The organism is Shewanella sp. SR43-4, assembly GCF_014163845.1.
Lineage (GTDB): Bacteria > Pseudomonadota > Gammaproteobacteria > Enterobacterales > Shewanellaceae > Shewanella > Shewanella vesiculosa.
Genome location: NZ_JACJEB010000004.1, coordinates 1 through 18,390, shown reverse-complemented (window position 1 = coordinate 18,390; position 18,390 = coordinate 1). Strand labels below are relative to the sequence as shown.

At 41.8% G+C, this 18,390-nt stretch carries 13 protein-coding genes and 5 tRNA genes; 15 read left to right on the top strand and 3 right to left on the bottom strand.

Annotated features, from left to right (window positions below; all coding sequences use genetic code 11):
* Nucleotides 1-8 precede the first annotated feature (8 nt).
* Nucleotides 9-2,231: a 4-alpha-glucanotransferase gene (gene malQ, locus H5123_RS05385; protein WP_182697263.1), complete on the bottom strand. Its 2,223-nt coding sequence runs from the start codon at nt 2,229-2,231 to the stop codon at nt 9-11.
* Between the two features lie 594 nt (nt 2,232-2,825).
* Here malQ and H5123_RS05380 point away from each other — a divergent pair.
* On the top strand, nt 2,826-3,401 hold the full coding sequence (locus tag H5123_RS05380; protein WP_182697262.1) for a CoA pyrophosphatase: 576 nt from the start codon (nt 2,826-2,828) through the stop codon (nt 3,399-3,401).
* A gap of 93 nt (nt 3,402-3,494) precedes the next feature.
* Here the strand turns inward: H5123_RS05380 and H5123_RS05375 are convergent, their stop codons facing one another.
* Entirely contained in the window at nt 3,495-3,830 is a 336-nt protein-coding gene (locus H5123_RS05375) for a hypothetical protein (RefSeq protein WP_124014725.1), read from the bottom strand.
* A 181-nt stretch (nt 3,831-4,011) separates the two neighbouring features.
* On the opposite strand from H5123_RS05375, the gene asnS reads away from it, so the two are divergent.
* Nucleotides 4,012-5,412, top strand: coding sequence for an asparagine--tRNA ligase (gene asnS, locus H5123_RS05370; RefSeq protein WP_124014724.1), 1,401 nt, complete (start codon nt 4,012-4,014; stop codon nt 5,410-5,412).
* Between the two features lie 147 nt (nt 5,413-5,559).
* On the opposite strand, the gene uvrB is transcribed toward asnS, so the two are convergent.
* A complete protein-coding gene (gene uvrB, locus H5123_RS05365) occupies nt 5,560-7,581 on the bottom strand; it encodes an excinuclease ABC subunit UvrB (RefSeq protein WP_124014723.1) in 2,022 nt (673 codons plus the stop codon).
* A 1,307-nt stretch (nt 7,582-8,888) separates the two neighbouring features.
* Between uvrB and H5123_RS05360 the strand changes: the two genes are divergently transcribed.
* From H5123_RS05360 to nth, 13 genes are all read left to right on the top strand, one after another.
* Nucleotides 8,889-8,964: transfer RNA gene (locus H5123_RS05360), tRNA-Asn, on the top strand.
* 33 nt (nt 8,965-8,997) lie between these two features.
* Nucleotides 8,998-9,073: transfer RNA gene (locus tag H5123_RS05355), tRNA-Asn, on the top strand.
* Nucleotides 9,074-9,096: 23 nt separating this feature from the next.
* Nucleotides 9,097-9,172 (top strand) — tRNA-Asn (locus tag H5123_RS05350).
* Between the two features lie 29 nt (nt 9,173-9,201).
* Nucleotides 9,202-9,277, top strand: a tRNA-Asn gene (locus tag H5123_RS05345).
* Between the two features lie 29 nt (nt 9,278-9,306).
* Nucleotides 9,307-9,382 (top strand) — tRNA-Asn (locus H5123_RS05340).
* Nucleotides 9,383-9,707: 325 nt separating this feature from the next.
* On the top strand, nt 9,708-11,606 hold the full coding sequence (locus H5123_RS05335) for an EAL domain-containing protein (protein ID WP_182697261.1): 1,899 nt from the start codon (nt 9,708-9,710) through the stop codon (nt 11,604-11,606).
* Nucleotides 11,607-11,746: 140 nt separating this feature from the next.
* Complete coding sequence (gene rsxA, locus H5123_RS05330) at nt 11,747-12,325, top strand: electron transport complex subunit RsxA (protein ID WP_124014721.1); 579 nt, start codon at nt 11,747-11,749, stop codon at nt 12,323-12,325.
* Nucleotides 12,326-12,327: 2 nt separating this feature from the next.
* Nucleotides 12,328-12,906, top strand: a complete 579-nt coding sequence (gene rsxB / locus H5123_RS05325; protein WP_124015021.1) for an electron transport complex subunit RsxB — start codon at nt 12,328-12,330, stop codon at nt 12,904-12,906.
* On the top strand, nt 12,900-15,425 hold the full coding sequence (gene rsxC / locus H5123_RS05320; RefSeq protein ID WP_182697260.1) for an electron transport complex subunit RsxC: 2,526 nt from the start codon (nt 12,900-12,902) through the stop codon (nt 15,423-15,425). The genes rsxB and rsxC overlap by 7 nt, the downstream gene beginning before the upstream one ends.
* Nucleotides 15,426-15,430: 5 nt before the next feature.
* On the top strand, nt 15,431-16,483 hold the full coding sequence (gene rsxD / locus H5123_RS05315) for an electron transport complex subunit RsxD (RefSeq protein ID WP_182697259.1): 1,053 nt from the start codon (nt 15,431-15,433) through the stop codon (nt 16,481-16,483).
* A 26-nt stretch (nt 16,484-16,509) separates the two neighbouring features.
* Nucleotides 16,510-17,133 (top strand): electron transport complex subunit RsxG, encoded by a 624-nt coding sequence (rsxG, locus tag H5123_RS05310; protein WP_182697431.1) that lies wholly within the window; start codon nt 16,510-16,512, stop codon nt 17,131-17,133.
* Entirely contained in the window at nt 17,126-17,821 is a 696-nt protein-coding gene (locus H5123_RS05305; protein WP_182697258.1) for an electron transport complex subunit E, read from the top strand. The genes rsxG and H5123_RS05305 overlap by 8 nt, the downstream gene beginning before the upstream one ends.
* Nucleotides 17,822-17,880: 59 nt before the next feature.
* Nucleotides 17,881-18,390: endonuclease III (nth, locus tag H5123_RS05300; RefSeq protein WP_182697257.1), on the top strand; the 510-nt coding region annotated here is incomplete at its 3' end.

Below are 18,390 nucleotides of genomic sequence, written 5' to 3'. Positions count from 1 at the left end.
GTGATCCATTAATGGCCGAGTGTATCGGATGAGGGAATGTTTACAGCACTAACGCTGCTTCGGGCGTTGCTGCGAGGTTGTCGTGCACAAGCTATCGCTTCAAGACGTTGTTGTACTTTAGGACTTTGGGACATTTGCTTAATAGACAAAGGTAACCTGCGCTGCCAGTTAGGGAACTCTTTCCAAGTACCAGGAATATTAACCCCATGCTTATCAGCGACTAAGTCACTTAATTGCACACTAAACAATTGTGCATTGCCTTTGGCGGCAACACTTATCCAAGCCAGTAACACACTGTCAAACTCTAATTCATCCACTGAAGATGTGGGCAGTGGTAACTCAAACCCATGTTCGCGGATAAGTAAATCGACTAATTGTATTTTTTCTTGCTGACGCTGCGCTAAAAGCTGCTGTAATTTATCATCGGTTTCGATCAAATTAAGCTGACGTCGTAGACGTAAATCGTCGCCAGACCACCAGGCAAATAATGTAGGAACATCATGATTAGCTAGCATCATCAAGCTCTGGCGCTTGTGTTCTTGTGGAGACTTGAAGCCGTGATAATCTTTACAGAAATAGAATAATTCGTTCGAAAAAATACCCGCGTCACGCAAACAAGCCACTATTTCTGGCGGAACTATGCCTAAGTCCTCACCAATAACGACACAACGCGCCCGTTGGCTTTCTAAACACACAATAGCTAGTAAGGTTTCAAGCGGGTAATAGACATAGCTGCCATTGCCTAAATCGTCCTGTAACGGCCACCACCATAGACGCAGCAACCCCATGACATGGTCGATCCTCAAGGCTCCGCAACTTTGCATATTACTGCGAACCAGTTGGATAAAGTGGCTAAAGTCATGTTGTTTTAATTTGACCGGATCAAATGGAGTTAAGCCCCAATTTTGGCCTTGCTCGGCAAACGGATCTGGCGGCGCGCCGATACTGGCGTTATCGCAAAAAAAATCAACATTTGCACTCACCTCCGCCCCGTGGCTAATGGCACCAACAGCTAAATCACGGATCAGTCCAATACTCATGCCGCACTGCTTCGCATTAAGCTGACAAGCTTGTAATTGCTCATTGGCAATGAACTGTAGATATAAATAAAACCCAGCATCATGAGTGAAATTTTTAGATGCCAATTTCAATTCCATGGTGACAAATTGCATTAATGCAACGTTATCTTGTTCTATGAATGCCAAATACTCTTTAAATCTGGGGGTTTCATACTTAACATGGTCCAAGCAAAATATTTGATACAGTTTTTCAAATGCAGCATATTTTAACAGCTGAACTTCATCATAGTTAATCAAATGAGCTTGATTGAGGATCTGTCTTTTTTGTTGCCATTTTTGTGATAATAACTCCCCATCAAGGGCGTTATATTCACCAACGGCTTCAATTTGTATGTATAAGGGATTTAAACGACGACGATCCGTTGGGCTATATGGACTGGGATTATCTGGCTGGCTGATGTCTAAAGCATGAAGTGGATTAAGCAGAATAAAATCAGCACCAGCATGAGCCGCGTAATCAATCAGTTCGGCTAAATTGCCAAAATCGCCTATGCCCCATTGCGCATCATTACGTAATGCATAAAGCTGCGCATTCAGTCCCCAAAACTGTTTATCTGTTTGTGCTAAACGACCTTGATAGGCCATAGATGGAGAGACCATTAATTGCCCATGCAACACATCAGGATGAGCAGGATCATTGATAAAGGATAAACTCAATGAGTAGTATCCTAACTGCAGGCTGGGATGAACGAAAAATAAGCGATACTGACAATAACGCTGACCGTTAATATGGTATTCACCGACAACAATACAGTCATTGACCTGTGCAGAGATCGAGATAGATTGTGTATTTTCATTGTGGATCTTGATGCTAAAAGCACCTGAGTCACGCTCTGGTAAGTAAATATCAACATGAGGCTTATCAATTAAACACCATTGAAAGTTATGCAGTGACTTTAACCAAGGTTGGATATCGAGCTGGCTGATCTTAGCTGCAACCTGTGACTCTGATAATGGTTGATGATAAGACTCATTGAGATGACATAACGCTTCGCTATGACCGCTAAAAGCATGTTGATGACCTGAAGATGGTAACAACATTGTGGTTAAAATACCCTGCCTGTCCTTAGCGGGTATATGAACAAGATTACCGAAACAATCGATAAACTCTGCCCCTACGCCTTGCAAATACAGTAACTTTTCTAGCTCCATATTTGTCCTCCTCGCGTGAATTAACTACTGAAAATACAGCAGTTACCATGCCAGTTAATCATAACAAATTGACTACAGATTAATGGCAGTAAAATGACAAAACATATTACTTATAAATCAGATGGTTAATTAAATTCAATTTAACAAATATTGTTACTTGTGACGCTAATCTGCGATTAGTTATCGCACAGAAATAGTGCAGAAGATACAAAAAAAGTGCATAACATCATAAAGTTTGCTTTGCTATTGCCATAAAATAGCGCAGCTAAATAGAAGAGACTTCCAGATGAATTAATGATCATCAGTAGACCACTGATTAGCCACCTATAGCATTTGCCTGCTATTGATGAAAGATTAATAAAATAGGAACGAAATATTGATTTACTATAGACGGGGTATTGTATGCTATTAAATTTATAACAGGTGTTGTTTTTCTATAAGATATCTAAGCCCACTCATATCGAGCATTGTGGTAAAATGCCACCATTAAATGGCTCCGTTATGCTGGTTAAGCTTTGGTAGATACCATCGAATGATTGTGACTATTTACGACTAAAACAGCCAGATATAATAAATAGGATCCAGACGTTACCAATGAATAAACACGAATTCACTTTACGCTATAACTTACATCGGCTGCGCTCAACCATCACCTCTGCGCCCAAATCATTTCTTGGTCGTCAAGCCGCGGTGTTAATTGCAGTAATGGAAGTCGATCAGCAACTGCATATTATGTTAACTCGGCGTCCTATGCATTTACGTCACCATCCTGGTCAAATCAGCTTTCCTGGCGGTAAAGTTGAGCCAAATGATAGGGATATTATTCATACGGCACTGCGCGAAGCGCACGAAGAAATAGGATTACAGCCTGAAAATGTCGATATTCTAGGGATTTTTCCTGCGCACAAAACCTTTACTGGTTTTGAAATTACCCCTGTGGTGGCGATGGTAAAGCAGCCTTTTGAATTGGTGCTAGATCCTGGTGAGGTTGAAGATTGCTTTTTGGTACCACTCAATTTTTTTATTGAGCGCAGCAACCGCCATAACATGTTTCATTACCGTCATGGGGCAAGGTATCAAGTTCACTTTATGCCTTTTGAAGACAAGTTTATTTGGGGGGTTACCGCCGCCATTATCGACTTATTGTGTCGTCATATCGATGTCAATTAAGCCTATAACATTAGCGATTTAAATAAAAATCCAATTCAACACCCAAACGGTAACCACTTTTATTGGCTTCTGCATGAGCATTAATCTACACATCTACACCACGTAACGAATGTACAAACCCGCAGACACTGACACCAAAAACAACAACGGAATATTAACCCAAAACCCTATGCGCGTAGTGGCCTTAGCATAAAAATTTACCAGCAGGTTGAGAAAACTAACACCGGCACACCACCAAATTAGGTATTCTAATTTAATGGTTAACTGTGGATCCCAGTTCAAGCGGACCGTGGCGCCCTTACTCAAAAAGTACCCTACGGCTCTATCGGGTCTGGCTTCGCCAAAGATAATCAATGCATAAATGGCTAAGCTCCAGCCTAATAATGACAAAATAGTCAACACCACTTGTATAATACCTAAACGAGACATGGCCTTTTCCTTGGTTAACGAGAGAATACGAGGCTAATTCGCCAAATATTTAATCGACTTACTCAAAAGTATCACAATAATCTTTATAGAATAGCGTTTTCAGCTTGAGAAAAGCCACCAGCAAGGTAAGATAAACCCAAATTTTATATTTATATTCTATACGTTGGAGAATAAAGCAACAATGAGCATTGCATCTGTCGCTTCTGTATTTAAAGCTGAACACGCCGTTGGTTCACATGTCACTATACGTGGCTGGGTAAGAACTCGTCGTGATTCAAAAGCGGGTATCTCTTTCTTGGCCGTTTATGACGGTTCATGTTTCGACCCTATTCAAGGTGTCGTGCCAAATAGCCTAGCCAATTACAATGACGATGTATTGAAATTGACTGCAGGCTGCTCTGTTGTGATGACAGGTGAAGTGGTAGCCTCTCCAGGTGCCGGCCAAGCATTTGAATTACAAGTATCTGAAATCGTAGTGACTGGATTTGTTGATGATCCAGATACTTATCCAATGTCGGCTAAACGTCATTCTATTGAGCATCTTCGTGAACTCGCCCATTTACGCCCACGTACCAATATTATTGGTGCTGTAGCTCGAGTTCGTAACTGTTTATCGCAAGCAATCCATCGTTTCTATCACCAAGAAGGTTTTATCTGGGTATCTACCCCGCTTATTACCGCTTCTGATTGTGAAGGCGCAGGTGAAATGTTCCGCGTGTCGACGTTAGACATGGAAAATCTTCCACGTACTGACGCAGGTAAAGTTGATTACGATAAAGATTTTTTCGGTAAAGAAGCATTCTTAACCGTATCGGGTCAGTTGAACGCAGAAACCTATGCTTGTGCATTGTCTAAAGTGTATACCTTTGGCCCGACTTTCCGTGCTGAAAACTCCAACACAACTCGCCATCTTGCAGAATTCTGGATGGTTGAGCCTGAAGTGGCGTTTGCTACATTAGACGATGCGGCTGAGTTAGCGGAAAAAATGCTTAAGTTCGCTTTCAGTGCGGTACTTGAAGAGCGTATGGATGACTTAACCTTCTTTAATGAGCGTATTGATAAAACCGTTATTGAACGTTTACAAGCCTTTGTGAGCAGTGATTTCGCCCAAGTGGATTACACTGATGCGGTTGAAATCCTTAAAAACTGCGGTAAGAAGTTTGAATTCGCAGTCGAATGGGGTATCGATCTACAGTCTGAGCACGAACGCTACCTAGCTGAAGAACACTTTAAAGCACCTGTGGTAGTAAAAAACTACCCGAAAGACATTAAAGCTTTCTACATGCGCTTAAATGATGACGGCAAGACAGTTGCCGCTATGGACGTGTTAGCACCAGGCATTGGTGAGATCATCGGTGGTGCGCAACGTGAAGAGCGTTTAGACGTGCTTGATAAGCGTTTAGCTGAAATGGATTTAAGCCAAGAAGATTACTGGTGGTATCGCGACTTACGTCGCTATGGCACAGTACCTCATGCAGGCTTTGGTCTAGGTTTTGAACGTTTGGTATCGTATGTTACTGGCGTTAACAACATTCGTGATGTTATCCCGTTCCCACGTGCCCCACGCTCAGCCAGTTTCTAATTAGCTCAATAATATGCAACAACAGAAACGCGCCAATTGGCGCGTTTTTTTATGAGCAGTTTTAGAATAATTTACCGATGCAGTTGTTTGTGATCACATGAGATCCTTCCCCGTCTGGCAGCAGACAGGGATTATATTTTGAACTTGTTAGCTATTAACAATAATCAGATCTCGTAAATGTTTAACGTCGTCACGCACAGCAGCGGCTTGCTCAAACTCTAAATTTTTAGCATGCTCATGCATTTGTTTTTCAAGTTTATCAATTTGATGACTCAAATCAGCAATACTGGTGTATTTAGCGCGCTCTTCTGCGACTTCAGCAAATTTAGAATGATTTTTACGTGTACCTTTACTGAAGTTGCTATCACCAACATCCATCACATCTGTAATACTTTTCACCACACCTCGCGGCACAATCCCATTGGCCACATTGTGTAGGTGTTGTTTTTCGCGTCGACGCTCCGTTTCCCCCATGGCTTTAGCCATTGAGTTGGTTATGCGATCTGCATATAAAATAACTTTGCCGTTAACATTACGGGCCGCACGACCAATGGTTTGGATAAGTGAGCGTTCGGAACGTAAAAAACCCTCTTTATCGGCATCTAAAATACAGACTAATGATACTTCTGGTAAATCTAAGCCCTCACGTAATAAGTTAATCCCAATCAGTACGTCAAAACGCCCTAAACGTAAATCTCGGATAATCTCAACCCGCTCAACGGTATCAATGTCAGAATGCAGATAGCGCACTTTTATGCCATGTTCATCAAGGTATTCACTCAGATCTTCTGACATCCGTTTGGTCAATGTGGTAACCAGCACCCTTTCATTCACCGCCACACGTTTGTGGATCTCAGACAATAAATCGTCAACTTGGATACCCACAGGACGCACTTCTAAAACAGGGTCGAGCAATCCCGTAGGCCTTACCACCTGCTCTGCTATCTCTCCGGTACTTTTTTCAAGTTCATATAAACTAGGTGTCGCCGAAACAAAAATAGTTTGCGGCATTAATCGCTCAAACTCTTCGAACATTAATGGCCGATTATCCAATGCAGATGGTAATCGAAAGCCATACTCTACTAAGTTCATTTTTCGGCTTCGGTCACCTTTGTACATAGCGCCGATTTGCGGCACTGTGACATGTGATTCATCAATGATCAGTAAACCATCTGCAGGAAGGTAATCAAGTAAAGTTGGTGGACCATCTCCAGATGATCGACCGGATAAATATCGCGAGTAATTTTCAATTCCAGAGCAGTAACCCAGCTCGACCATCATTTCAATGTCATATTGAACCCGTTCAGTGATCCGCTGAGCTTCAATCAATTTATTGTTATCAAGTAAATACTGACGGCGTTCTCGTAGCTCTTCCTTTATCTCTTCCGTGGCGGCAAGAATTTTTTCTCGCGGGGTAACATAGTGGGTTTTAGGATAAATAGTGGTGCGTGCGATTCGCTTGTTAATCTGTCCAGTCAAAGGATCAAATTCGCTTAAACGTTCTATTTCATCGTCAAACAATTCAATTCGAATCGCTTCACGTTCAGATTCTGCCGGAAAAATATCAATCACTTCACCACGAACTCGATATGTGCCGCGTTGTAATTCAATATCATTGCGTTTGTATTGCAATTCACTGAGTCGGATGAGGATGTCCCGTTGCCCCATAAAATCACCTTGGCGCAAATGTAATAGCATCTTCATATAAGAGTCGGGATCACCTAAACCGTATATAGCTGATACCGAGGCGATGAGCACCACATCTTTACGCTCTAAAAGCGCTTTAGTGGCCGATAGACGCATTTGCTCTATGTGAGCATTCACAGATGCATCTTTTTCTATAAAGGTATTAGACGCAGGAACATAGGCTTCAGGTTGATAGTAATCGTAGTAGGATACAAAATATTCAACCGCATTATGTGGAAAAAACTCTTTCATCTCACCATAGAGCTGAGCTGCAAGGGTTTTGTTAGGCGCCATGATAATAGTTGGCCGCCCCATTTGCTTAATGACATTGGCGATTGTGTATGTTTTACCCGATCCAGTAACGCCGAGTAGCGTTTGGCTAGCCACACCGGATTCTAAACCATCAACTAATTTTTTTATCGCTGTAGGTTGATCGCCGGCGGGTTCAAATTTGGACTCTAGGGAAAAAACGGACTCTGACACAACACGGCTTCCTATTTTAATTAACTGTTTATGATATACCCAAAAACAAGCAAATGGCGATATAAAATATCATTGCACAGCTTCTCTTATCATTTAAAGCTATGCCAAAATGAATCCTAAAAGCGCATTATAGCCATTAATTGGGGCATGTTTTATTCAGATCAATATCAGCGACTTAGCACTGTAATGTGACAAAATAAAGATCCTAAAGTGAAAGTTATAAACAAATGGATAAGGTCATGATTAAATCACTGTAATACGCCGAAAAACTAACTTAAATCATAATTTAATACACAATCTACTGTCCAAAGAGATTACAATTTTGCAACTGAGAGAACAGTGACAAAAGAAAGTTATTGATTTTTGTATCTAGTTGATTAAATACAACTTAACTTATCGCTAAATAATTGTACCAATTTAAGTCCGACTCAAGCGCAATAAGGGGTTGCCGCTCATTTACATAAGAAGTCCACAAGTTTATCCACAGATTTAGTGGATAAGTCAATAAAGTTCAATACTGCTGCGGGGTAGCGACCAAGTGAGTTTCATAAAAGCGTAAGAAATTTGTGATGAAATTTAATTACATTTGCAGATTAATACGAAAGATAGCGACAATAGTTCACCTATTGGGTCAAGAATAGCTAAATTCGATAATCTACAATTACTTTAGCAATCGATTGAATATCGATCAAGCTTACGATCCCATCTCTGAGTCATCTACTTTCGATACCCATTTCATTAATGTTAATGTTCATTCTCTTAAATACATTAGTTAAACTGAGCTAGCTCTTAGCCGAAATATCAGCACTTGAATAATCACTTTAATATGATGAGGCATCAAGATGGAAATCATCAGATGGAGTTAAGCGTCATGAGTGAGCGGTGCTACAGTAAAAGTGACCACAAACGTGATCTCAAGAGATTAGCTAAGTAGTCTAATGTATCAACGAACAATTTATTGCTCGATATATGCTTATTGAGAGACTTTGTCGCTAAAACTTGTGCCACATTCTTTTACAAAGAGACAAATCAAGTCAGTCGAACAAATTTCAACCACAAACTACCTACTCCCCAAAGAAATTGACATAAACAGCATCGTTAGTGTTCGACAATCCATTTTATGAGTAAGTGATTAATTTTGTTTTCATTGTCAAAATATCACCACAAACGAGCAAAAGTCGTTCACGATGTGTGTTTGGTAACCAATTAGTCACATAAATGCGTTTTTTTTTATAACTCGAGTTGACTCAGTTACCAGAGCGTTTTACTATGCGCTCCGTTCTCAGCAATACATTGCTAAAAACGCTTCCCCAGTAGTTCAGTTGGTAGAACGGCGGACTGTTAATCCGTATGTCACTGGTTCGAGTCCAGTCTGGGGAGCCATTTAGTAAAAGTAAGTTGAGATGTAAATATAATTCCCCAATAGTTCAGTTGGTAGAACGGCGGACTGTTAATCCGTATGTCACTGGTTCGAGTCCAGTTTGGGGAGCCAATATTTACTGTTATCGAAACGATTCCCCAATAGTTCAGTTGGTAGAACGGCGGACTGTTAATCCGTATGTCACTGGTTCAAGTCCAGTTTGGGGAGCCATCGAGATAACATATTTGAAATAATACGCTTCCCCAATAGTTCAGTTGGTAGAACGGCGGACTGTTAATCCGTATGTCACTGGTTCAAGTCCAGTTTGGGGAGCCATTTCAAAGATTAAAATAAGTAATAATAATTCCCCAGTAGTTCAGTTGGTAGAACGGCGGACTGTTAATCCGTATGTCACTGGTTCGAGTCCAGTCTGGGGAGCCATTATTATTAACTTCATCGCACAGCTAAAGCTCCCCTCCTACGAACCTCCCATGTAATTCAATATCTTATTTGTCATTGATGATCCTTTATCATTGGTCATTTATGTTAAAATTTTTGTGATTACAATCGTTAAATTTTCTATCGGAAATATAACCTTAGATTAATCATTATTTAATCTCATTTCTGCTATGATATTATTGGTTATTATACAAACTATATAGCGCATTTTACTTTTGGTTAAAAAACGACATTCGAACCACTGCAGCACAAGGTTTGTGCCAGATCGAGCAAGTTTAACCAAACATACTCAAGGAATAGATGTTTTATGGGCTTATCGAAATCCTTTCAGCTTGTTCTTTTTATCGTTTTCGGTTTATTAATTTTCCGAATTTTTACGGTGGAAAATAATGAAGTTCAACAACAAGGTGAAATTGCACGGGTTAATTATCAGCAATACGTGCAAACTATTGATCAGTGGCAAGGGAGTGGCGAAGCACTATACCAGCTTATGTCTGAAAAATTTTCGTTTCAATTTTTCCAATATATTGATAAAACAGATAATAATAACAATTTTACTCATGGCAGCTTACTTCGTCCAGCGGGAGATTTCGCCAGTGAAATCTTCAATATTGAATTAGGTCATGTACAAAATTTTCCTGACGGTCGCTTACAAGTTAGATTAGATACCGCGAGCGTATTATCAGCCAGTTTTGATGATTTACAACAAACTGCAACCTTATTGATTATCGCTTATGTGTCATTGATGTTGTTATTTGCATTGCTGATGCAACTACACCGCCGAAGAATCAAATATGCTGCCGAATACATCTCTCATATTCCTGATTTATCGTTCCTCGCCATTGAGAAATCGCGCTTTCCAGGTGTTTTAAGACCTCTGGGTAATACACTGGAAATTTGTCGCAGCCAATTAAAGCTCAACTTAGATCGTGTCAGAAAAGAGAATGAACAGTTAACTAAAGCCGCATATCAAGATCCCGTCAGTGGATTTTCAACTCGACAACGTTTTACACAACATATTGAAGCAATTAGTAAAACGGATAAACAACAGTATGGTGTACTCATAGTCGTTAAGGCTGCTGAACTGGCAAGCATCAATCAGTTGCATGGACGTGCTGCTGGAGATGATTATTTAGCAAAATTGGCAACCTGTATTCGAAAATCGCTAGCTAATCTTGGAATGAGTGAGTGCTTTAGAATCTCAAGTGGTGATTTTGCTATTTTTATTGACAACATTTCACTTAAAGAAGGCGAACGATTTTTAGAACACCTTAAACGCCACTTAGATGAATATGCCCAAACAACTAAAAGTGATTCCATTGCACATGCTGGTATGGTGCCCTATCAGCAAGGTAACGAGCCATTGGCATTGATGGCATTAGCCGATACGGCCGTCAGCGTGGCGCAAACAATGGGGCCCAATCGTTACTATCAATTAGAGAAACTATCGGGTAGTGAGCAAATAAGCACGGAACATTGGAAAATCACTATAGATGACTTAATTAATCGAAGAAGTATTAAGTTTTATCAACAACCTATCCAACCTTGTAATAATGCGACTGAAGTTTACCGTGAATTATTAGCACGCTTTTATAATGTCGAAGGTAAACATTTACCCACGACCACTGTTATTGCAATGGCTGAACGATATGGGATGAGTGTTGAATTAGATAAAATGATCGTGACACAAACCATTAAGGTGTTGAGTGAGAACCCAAGCATTTCAGGCCACATGGGAGTTAATATCAGTGCTTCTTCAGCACATCAAGACGGTTTTACCATGTGGCTTAAAGACATATTAACTAAAAATCGAGGCACAGCGGCTCGATTGGTGTTTGAACTGAATGAATCAGGCATGCAAACCAATTTAGAATCTAGCCATAATTTTGTAAACGAGATACACAAAGCTGGAGCAAAAGTGGCTATCGAGCGCTTTGGTTTAGGCTTTACATCATTTAAATTTTTCCGAGAGGTTCGTCCTGATTTTATCAAGTTAGACAGTAGTTACAGTGACAATATCGAACAGGACAATAATAATAAGTTCTTTGTCCGGATGATTGTCGATATCGCTAAACGCATCAGTATCCGCGTTATCGCTACTGGGGTTGAAAAACAAGACGAAAAGCTGACGTTAGAAAAACTGTTAGTAGATGGTATGCAAGGTTATTATATTGCTAAACCTGAGTTATTGTTAAATAAACAGTAAAAACAACGTTAATATACGGTAAATATATCGCTTTTATTCTAAGGTTAAACATTTTATGTTTAACCTTATTTTTTATCCGTTGTTTATCGGCGCCAAACCTAAGATAATACTCGTATCTATTGGTCAAAAAAATTGTAGCAATGACAGAGTATCTTCTCCTGTTGATCGGCACAGTGCTGGTAAATAACTTCGTTCTGGTAAAATTCTTAGGTCTATGCCCTTTTATGGGGGTGTCGAGCAAATTAGCGTCGGCGATCGGCATGTCAATGGCCACCACGTTTGTGTTGACCCTCGCTTCTATTCTGAGTTATTTAACCAACGAATTTTTACTGCAACCTTTTGACTTAAGCTATTTACGCACCATGAGCTTTATTTTAGTGATTGCTGTTGTCGTACAATTCACTGAAATGGTGGTGCAAAAAACCAGCGCGTCTTTACATCGTGCTTTGGGAATTTATCTACCGCTTATTACCACCAATTGCGCGGTATTAGGCGTGGCATTGCTTAACGTTAATGAAGACCATAACTTTATTGAATCGGCTATTTATGGTTTTGGTGCTGCTGTTGGTTTTTCTCTAGTGTTAATTTTATTTTCAGCCATGCGTGAGCGCTTGGCTGCTGCAGACGTGCCCTTACCTTTTCAAGGTGGTGCGATTGCGATGATCACTGCAGGTTTAATGTCATTAGCCTTTATGGGGTTTGCGGGGCTGGTTAACTAATGTTGTCGAGTATATTCATTGCTGTAGCGATATTGACCGTTTTAGCGTTAGCATTTGGAGTCATTTTAGGCTTTGCATCGAAGAAATTTAAAGTCGAAGGCAATCCTATTGTTGATCAAGTTGACACCCTGCTGCCACAGACTCAGTGTGGACAATGTGGTTATCCGGGTTGCCGGCCCTACGCCGAAGCCATTGCCAATGGCGATAAAATCAATAAATGCCCTCCTGGTGGTACTGCTACCATGGAAAAGATTGCCGAACTCATGGGCGTAGAACCGGAACCATTAGGTGAAGCAGCCCAAGCCAATGTGAAGAAAGTGGCTTATATCCGCGAAGATGAATGTATTGGCTGTACTAAATGTATTCAAGCATGCCCAGTCGACGCTATTTTAGGGGCTGGAAAATTAATGCATACCGTGATTGCCAAAGATTGTACTGGCTGCGATTTATGCGTTGAACCTTGTCCCGTCGATTGTATTGACATGATCCCCGTTGAAACCACTATACAAAATTGGGATTGGAAATTACGCGCAATTCCAATAAGCGTAATCGATCAACAGCAAGAGGATAAACGGTGTTAACGTTATTAGAGCAATTAGATAAAGGTCATTTGTGGCGCTCTCCTGGCGGGATCCATCCACCTGAACTGAAAACATTATCCAATCAAAGCGTAATATCATCGTTACCCTTGCCATCGCGATTTGTCGTACCGGTTCCCCTCGTCGGCCAACTTGCGACCATGAGTGTCAAGGTGGGTGACCACGTACTCAAAGGTCAAGCTCTCACTGAAGGAGCAGGCTTTACTTATTTGCCTGTTCACGCGCCTACCTCTGGTGTGGTTGTCGCCATAGAGCAACATAACAGTAACCATGCTTCTACATTGCCAGTGTTAAGCTGCATCATCGAAGCTGATGGTCAAGATACTTGGTGTGAATTAATACCAAACCAGCTTGAACAACTGTCAAGGCCGGCTATTTTAGACAAAATTAAACAAGCGGGTATTGCGGGTATGGGCGGCGCAGCGTTTCCCAGCCACGTAAAACTTAACCCTGCCAGTGAAATAGATTTAGTGATTATTAATGGTGTCGAGTGTGAACCCTACATCAGCGCCGATGACAGATTAATGCGCGATTACAGTGATGAGATCTTAACTGGGATCAACATTATTCATCACTTACTCAATCCTCAGCGCATTGTTATCGCTATTGAAGATAATAAACCTGAAGCAGCAAAAGCAATGCAAGCGGCAATTACTCGCAGTACATTGCCTAATGATATTATTCGCGTCACGGTTATTCCGACCAAATATCCTTCTGGCGGTGAAAAACAACTGATTCAAATTATTACCGGTAAAGAAGTACCCAGTGGAGCCATTCCAGCCCAACTTGGTATTGTGATGCATAACGTCGGTACCGCCTATGCGATTCAAGAAGCCGTTTTACAAGGTAAGCCACTTATTGAACGCGTTGTCACTTTCACTGGGGAACGCGTCGGAAAACCAGGAAACTATTGGCTTCGCATAGGAACAACGGTGGCCGATGCTCTAAATCAAGTCAACTTTGCCCCAGATAATGGCCAAAAAGTCATTGTGGGTGGCCCAATGATGGGATACGCACTAGCAGATCTCGATGTGCCAATATTAAAAGGTACTAACTGCTTACTGACCCCCAGCCAAGCTGAAATCGCCCCAGACGCCGATGAGAAAGCCTGTATTCGATGTGGTGAGTGTGCAGTTGCCTGCCCGGCATTATTGCTACCTCAGCAATTATTTTGGCATGCAAAGGCCGAAGAATACGATAAGGCTGCCAGCTTTAACTTAAAAGACTGCATAGAATGTGGTTGTTGCAGTTACGTATGCCCAAGTGATATTCCATTAGTAGAATACTATCGCGTGGCTAAATCTGCGCTGAAAAATACTGCAGAAGAAAAACTACAAGCTGAAAGAGCAAAACAACGTTTTGAAGTGCGCCTGCAACGACTTGAAGATGAAAAAACGGCTCGAGAAGAAAAATCTAAGCAAGCGGCGGCTAAACGCCAAGCGAATATGAAATCGAGCGACAAAGATGCCGTTGCCGCTGCAATGGCACGTATTGCTGCTAAAAAGGCTCAAACAGCAGATGCGACAAAGGACTCAGTCACAACACACACAAACATTACCGATGCACCAAGTGTAGCTGTGGACAGTCCGGACGCGAAGAAAACCGCGGTTAGTGCAGCAATTGAGCGGGCTAAAGCTAAAAAAGCCGCTATTGCAGCTCAGTCTTTAGCTGATAAGCAAGCTGATGTCACAGAGGCAACTGCTGATCATTCCGCTGATAATATCGACGACAAGAAAGCAAAAATTGCCGCTGCGGTAGCTCGAGCAAAAGCCAAAAAAGCCGCGTTAGCTAATGAATCGGCTGCAACCGATAACCCAGCTGAGCCTGATAGTGCTGTTGCGGCTGAGGCGATAAATAACCCGAGTGCAACAAATAGCAGTATTAACGCCGCTCCTGTCGATGACAAAAAAGCTAAAATCGCTGCTGCGGTGGCTAAAGCAAAAGCCAAAAAAACAGCGTTAGCTAATGAATCGGCTGCAACCGATAACCCTGCTGAGTCTGATAGTGCTGTTACGGCTGAGGCGATAAATACCCCGAGTGCAACAGATAGCAGTATTAACGTCGCTCATGTTGATGACAAAAAAGCTAAAATCGCTGCTGCGGTGGCTAAAGCAAAAGCCAAAAAAGCCGCGTTAGCGAATGAATCGGCTGCAACCGATAACCCAGCTGAGCCTGATAGTGCTGTTGCGGCTGAGGCGATAAATAGCCCCAGTGCAACAGATAGCAGTATTAACGCCGCTCCTGTCGATGACAAAAAAGCTAAAATCGCTGCCGCAGTGGCTAAAGCAAAAGCTAAAAAAGCAGCATTAGCTAATGAGTTGACGCAAACAGATGAGTCAGCCGTATCATCTACCGTCGTCAATCAGGCGATTAAGACCGCTAGTGATGTTGATATGACCAATAGCGAAGCTCCTATTGATGACAAAAAAGCCAAAATTGCCGCCGCTGTCGCCAAAGCGAAAGCCAAGAAACTCGCTAACAGTGCTAAGCAAGAGGAATAACCACTATGGCATTTAAAATTGCCTCATCACCACATGTCAGTTCAACATCGCAAACCAATACAGTGATGAAGCGCGTTGCGCTATGCTTGATCCCCGGGATTGCTGTACAAAGCTATTATTTTGGCTATGGTACCTTAGTTCAATTATTACTCGCCATCACAGTAGCTTATCTCGCTGAAGCTGCAGTAATAAAGTTACGTCACAAAAATATAACGGCAATCTTAGCGGATAATAGCGCATTGGTGACGGCAAGCTTACTGGCGGTTGCAATTCCGCCTTTAGCACCCTGGTGGATGATCGTTATCGGGACATTATTTGCGATTGTGATTGTCAAGCAGCTCTATGGTGGATTGGGCAATAATGTCTTTAACCCTGCTATGGCTGCATACGTACTGCTGTTGATCTCATTTCCAGTGCAAATGACATCATGGGTTGCCCCGCAAACATTAGCCCTCAACAGCGCCGATATGTTGCATACGTTCAACAGTATCTTTCAATTAAACACTGGCTACGCTGCAGACTATTTCCATCTTGCGATTGATGGCACAACGATGGCCACGCCACTAGATACCCTAAAAACCGACCTGTCGATGGGCCTGACTACAACAGAAAGTATGACTAAGACTATCTTTTCTGGCACTGTTGGCGAAGGTTGGTTTTGGGTCAATCTCGCCTATCTCATTGGCGGCATAGTCATGCTGAAGCTCAAGGTGATCCGCTGGCACATAAGCGGATCAATTCTTTTGAGCTTATTTGTTTGTGCCAGTATTGGCTTTTTAATCAGCCCTGATACCTTCGTGAGCCCTACGATGCATTTATTTTCTGGGGGAACCATGCTGGCGGCATTTTTTATTGCCACGGACCCTGTGACTGCGGCAACGAGTACTCGTGGTCGTCTAATATTTGGCGCCATGATAGGCTTACTTATTTACTTAATAAGAACGTTTGGCGGCTATCCTGATGCTGTCGCATTTGCAGTGTTACTAGCGAATATGTGCGCACCATTTATCGATTATTATGTTCGCCCTCGCAGTTATGGTCATCGAGCAGGAAATTAATTATGTCTATTTTAACCACTAACCCGATGATTAAAAATGGTCTTTTACTGGGCCTATTTGCCTTGTGTTGCACAGGTCTTGTAGCCTTAGTGCATGCGTTAACCAGCGACACGATTTCATTGCAACAGCAAAAACAATTAACCTTGATTCTCAACCAAATCATTCCGCCCCAGTTACACGATAATGTACTCAGTGAGCAATGTATTTTGGTTAACTCGCCAGAACTATTAGGCACAGAAGCCGATTTACCGGCATATCTTGCTTATCAGGGTGATCAACCTGTCGCTATCGCAATAGAAGCAATTGCACCAGATGGCTATAATGGCGAGATAAAACTGATTATCGGCGTTGATAACCAAGGGGAAATATTAGGTGTGCGAACCCTTTCCCATCAAGAGACTCCTGGGTTAGGTGATAAAATCGATCTTCGTAAATCTGATTGGGTGACCCATTTCAGTGGCAAATTATTTAAAGACAACACCAGCATGTGGAAAGTAAAAAAAGACGGTGGCCAGTTTGATCAATTTACCGGTGCAACCATTACTCCGCGCGCTTATGTTAAAGCCATTACTAAAGCGATGACGTTTATTGAACAACATCGTCAAACACTGTACCAAAGTCATTATGCCTGTGAGGCCAGCCATGAGTAATTATCGTGAAATAGCCGCTCAAGGGCTATGGAAAAACAATCCAGGGTTAGTGCAACTCTTAGGCCTATGTCCACTACTTGCCGTTACTGCCACCATTACTAACGCGTTAGGTTTAGGTGTGGCCACTTTGTTGGTATTAGTTGGATCAAATATTTTAGTCTCTTTAGTGCGCGATTTTGTTCCTAAAGAAATTCGAATCCCGGTATTTGTGATGATCATTGCTGCACTGGTGACTTGTGTGCAATTACTGATTAACGCTTATGCCTATAATTTATATTTATCATTAGGTATTTTCTTACCCTTGATCGTCACTAACTGCGTCATCATAGGTCGCGCTGAAGCATTTGCATCGCGTAATTCATTAGCCCACTCGACGTTCGATGGATTGATGATGGGCTTGGGATTTACCGCAGTATTGGTAGTGTTAGGTGCAAGCCGTGAACTCATTGGTCAAGGGACTCTTTTTGACGGTGCAGATCTATTATTAGGTGATTGGGCCAGTATCTTGACCATTCATGTATGGCAGGTAGACACGCCATTTTTATTGGCCATGTTACCGCCAGGAGCATTCATTGGCATGGGATTACTAATCGCCCTTAAAAATGTCATCGACAGCCGAGTAAAAGCCATGCAACCTAAAGCTGAAGTAGTTGGTGTTACGCGGGCTCGGATCACTAAAGTCAACTAATACTCAACCGCTGTTAACCGACAGCGGCCGTTAACTTAACGATAAATTGACCGATTATTATGAATAAAGATAAACGCCATCAAATTCTCTGCCGATTAAGGGACAATAACCCTAAACCTGAGACCGAACTTAATTTTTCCAGTCCATTTGAGCTCTTAGTTGCGGTCACATTATCAGCACAAGCAACTGACGTCAGTGTCAATAAAGCCACTGATAAATTGTTTCCAATTGCCAATACGCCTCAAGCAATCTACGACTTAGGCGTTGACGGGCTCAAGCAATATATTAAAACCATTGGCTTATACAATAACAAAGCCATTAATGTGATTAACGCCTGTAAAATGCTGATTGATTTACATGCTGGTGAAGTACCCGAAAATCGAGAAGCATTAGAAGCTTTACCTGGAGTGGGACGAAAAACGGCCAATGTAGTACTCAATACCGCTTTTGGTTGGCCAACCATTGCCGTTGACACGCATATTTTTAGGTTAGCAAACCGGACTAAATTTGCCCCAGGCAAAAATGTCGATCAAGTTGAACTGAATATGCTTAAAGTGGTGCCGAATGAG